The sequence below is a fragment of the uncultured Desulfovibrio sp. genome (assembly GCF_949282365.1).
Lineage (GTDB): Bacteria > Desulfobacterota > Desulfovibrionia > Desulfovibrionales > Desulfovibrionaceae > Desulfovibrio.
The window spans coordinates 1-3,540 of sequence record NZ_CASDOY010000082.1; the positions used below are offsets into that span (position 1 = coordinate 1).

Here is a 3,540-nt window from a genome sequence, read left to right on the forward strand (position 1 = left end):
CAGGAGCTTCCAGCGCGCCTGCGGGGCTTGCCGCCGGCGCCGGCGCAGCAGCGGGATGGGGACGGGCTTCCTTGGGACCGGGCCGCAGAGGCGCATCCGAAAGCGCATCCCGGGCCGCAGAGGGCGCGTTCTGCCCCACGGCGGCCTCGCCGCTGCCGATGCGCGTGCAGCGTGCGGCCATGTCCCGCAGGGCCGCGGCTCCGGCACGGACCGTTGCCAGGGCATTGCCGTCCTCGTGCAGACGGCGTCCCACCCACTGGGCCACGAAGAGCAGCGTCTCCTCGTCCAGGGCCGCCCCGGCATGGCGCCGGATCTCGCCCACCAGGGCATGCTGGGCCGCGCTGCGGGCGTCCAGGGCCTGGCGGTAACGGCCGGTGATATCGTCCACCCGCAGCTGGGCCGTGGCCATGCCCGCGGCATCACCGCGCTGGCGGGCCTCGTCCAGCTCAAAAACCGTACCGGCCATCTGGCTGTAGATATCCAGCGATCCCTGCAGCAGGCGCTCGCTCTCGGCCAGCCGCTGTGCCAGACCGGGCACGGCGGCCACGCCGTCCAGGGCCGCAGCCCAGGCGTTCAGGCGTCCGGCCAGGGCCAGATGCAGCTGCCTCTGCTGCAGTTCGCTCCAGCCATGTTGCGCGCACTGGCATCCAAGGCTGTCCAGGAAGCGGTCGGCATAGATGGCATAGAGGCTGCGCAGCATGTCGGGGTGGAAGGCGTAGCGCAGCACCGCGGCGCGGCTGCCGCCCGCCAGCCCCGTGAGCTTGACCCCGTAGCGCTGGTTGAGGGCGGGCAGGCTCAGGTCCAGACCGTTGCCCCGGAAGCGTTCCAGCACATGCCCGGCCAGATCCTCCACGAAGGCCGGCTGCACGCGGCTGTCGGCAGGGTACTGCCGGGGCTGCGCCGCCTGGCCTTCCCCTGCGGGCGCCACGGCCCCGGGCGTCACGAGATCGGTCCGCACCAGGGCGCTGACCGTGCTCTGGATCACGGGCCCCGCCAGGGTCCCCGGTTCGGTGGCCGGCGCGGCCACCGAGGGCGGAGGCGGCGGAGGCGTCTCGTGCAAAAGGTTGCCGAGCGGCGCCAGGGACGAGCCACCCAGCCAGGACAGGGCCTCCCGGCGCCAGGCGTCGCGGGTGGCGTCATCGCGCGTGAGCCAGACAGCGGCCCCGGCCACCAGCAGCAGGACCAGCAGGGCCAGGCAGCCCAGCTTGCCCCCGCTGCGTGACGCCCTAGGCGCGGGCAGATCATCCAGACGCCCGCCGGACGGGGGCGTCGCCGTATAGGAAACGAACCCGGTCTGTTCCGGGGCCTTGGGTTCCAGTTTCATACAGGACCTCCGGGCGGCAGGGACGCACGCCCATAAAAACTCTGTGCCCAACCACGCTGCAGGTGGGGCAGGATGCCTGCCATGCTAGCATCCCGGACCGTACCTGTGAAGGCATTTTGCCGCTCCCGTCCCGCCGCGCCCCTGCGGGCGGACAGAGCCGGCCTGCCGCACCTCCCCTGCCTGGGCCCCTTCTGCCGGCGTGTCCTCCCCCGGCGGGGCCGACTTTTCCCGGCCCACCGGCAGAGGCCGGGAAAAGACCGGGAAAGGACCGGGACGCAACGGCTTTCCGCCCTGCAGGCGGTACAGCCGCGCAAGACCCCTGCCTTGTCCTGCCCGGGACGCGCCGCGTCCTTCGTCACACAAAGACAAAAATCATATAATGTTGTCCAGGGTAGCGAAATAGGTCCACAAACACTGGGACCGTGCGGCCTTTTTCCCCGGCGGCGGCGGAAAAAAAGCATTTCCCTCTGTTGACGCCCCTCCGGCAGCGTGCTAGTCACGAATCCCTATCAACAAGGGCAGCCGGCGGATCCCGCGCGGCTGCCGCTCTTTTCACCCTTTAACCGGATAGCCGCAGAGGGAGCGGATACTATGCCGAATTACGCCTATTTTCTCCTTGCCGTGGCCGGCCTCATCGTAGGCTACATCGTCTACGGCTCCATCGTTGCAAAAATCTTTGGTGCGGACCCCAACCGTCCCACTCCCGCCAAGACCATGGCCGACGGCGTCGACTATGTGGAAATGCCCATGTGGAAGGTCTGGCTCATCCAGCTGCTGAACATCGCCGGCGTGGGCCCGGTCTTCGGTCCCATCCTGGGCGCCCTCTACGGCCCCAGCGCCCTGCTCTGGATCGTCATCGGCACCATCTTCGCCGGTGCCGTGCATGACTACTTCTCCGGCATGCTCTCCGTGCGCTACAAGGGCGCCAACGTGCCCACCATCGTGGGCTACAACCTGGGCAATGCCGCCAAGCAGCTGATGCGCGTCTTCGCCGTCATCCTGCTGCTGCTCGTGGGCGTGGTCTTCGTGGCCGCCCCCGCCGGCCTGCTGGCCAAGCTGACCCCCGACTACATGGACCACATGTTCTGGGTCGCCGTCATCTTCGCCTACTACTTCCTGGCCACCATCCTGCCCATCGACAAGATCATCGGCCGCCTCTATCCCCTGTTCGGCGCCGTGCTGATCATCATGGCCGTGGGCATGACCGTAACCATGTTCACCAACGGCTGCGAATTCTACAACTGGGCCGCCTTCCCCAACACCCATCCCCAGCAGCTGCCCATCTTCCCGCTGGTCTTCATCACCATCGCCTGCGGCGCCCTGTCCGGCTTCCATGCCACCCAGTCGCCCCTGATGTCCCGCTGCCTGTCCAATGAAAAGCAGGGCAAGGCCGTGTTCTACGGCGGCATGGTGGCTGAAGGCTTCATCGGCCTGGTGTGGGCCACCGTGGGCATGACCTTCTACACCAGCCCCGAAGCCCTGGCCGCCGCCGGCGGTCCCGCCAACGTGGTCGATGAGACCGCCCGCGCCCTCATGGGCCCCATCGGCGGCGTGCTGGCCATCCTGGGCGTGGTGGCCCTGCCCGTCACCTCCGGTGACACCGCCTTCCGCGCCGCCCGCCTGACCATCGCCGAAATGTTCAACTTCAAGCAGTCCGCCATCCCGGCCCGCCTGGCCATCGCCATCCCGATCTTCGCCATCGGCGTGGTGCTGAACTTCGTGGACTTCAACGTCATCTGGCGCTACTTCGGCTTCGCCAACCAGGCCCTGGCCGCCATCATGCTCTGGGCCGCCGGCGCCTACCTGTACCGCAAGCACCGCCTGCACTGGATCTGCACCGCGCCGGCCACCTTCATGACCGCCGTGTGCACCGCCTACATCTGCTACGAGCCCAAGATGGGCTTCGGCATGGGCATCCAGACCGCTGACATCATCGGCGTGGTCGTGGCCGTCGTCTGCCTGGCCTCCTTCCTGGCCCTGGCCCGCAAGCCCATCGCCGGCGCTCCCGACATCAACGAAGTGTAGCGCTCCGCCGCGCCGCCATCGCATGCAAGGGCAGGGAACTTCCCTGCCCTTTTTTTGCGCGCTGTCTCCGTGCGGGGCGACCAAGCACGGTCCCGGAGGCAGCCGCACGCCCGGCCGCCCCTGCAGGCCGGACAGGACGGGGAGCCGGGGCAGGTCGGGCCGGGGCCCGCGATGCGCCGGCGGGCGCACCC

General features: G+C 68.8%; 2 protein-coding genes. One reads left to right on the forward strand and one right to left on the reverse strand.

Going from position 1 to position 3,540, the window contains the following annotated elements; genetic code table 11:
- The coding region (locus tag Q1X76_RS09945; protein ID WP_300719721.1) for a hypothetical protein at positions 1-1,324 on the reverse strand (1,324 nt) is incomplete at its 3' end.
- Positions 1,325-1,915: 591 nt separating this feature from the next.
- On the opposite strand from Q1X76_RS09945, the gene Q1X76_RS09950 reads away from it, so the two are divergent.
- Positions 1,916-3,349 carry a carbon starvation protein A gene (locus Q1X76_RS09950; protein ID WP_300719723.1) on the forward strand — a complete coding sequence of 478 codons (1,434 nt, stop codon included), beginning with the start codon at positions 1,916-1,918 and terminating at the stop codon, positions 3,347-3,349.
- Positions 3,350-3,540: the final 191 nt, after the last annotated feature.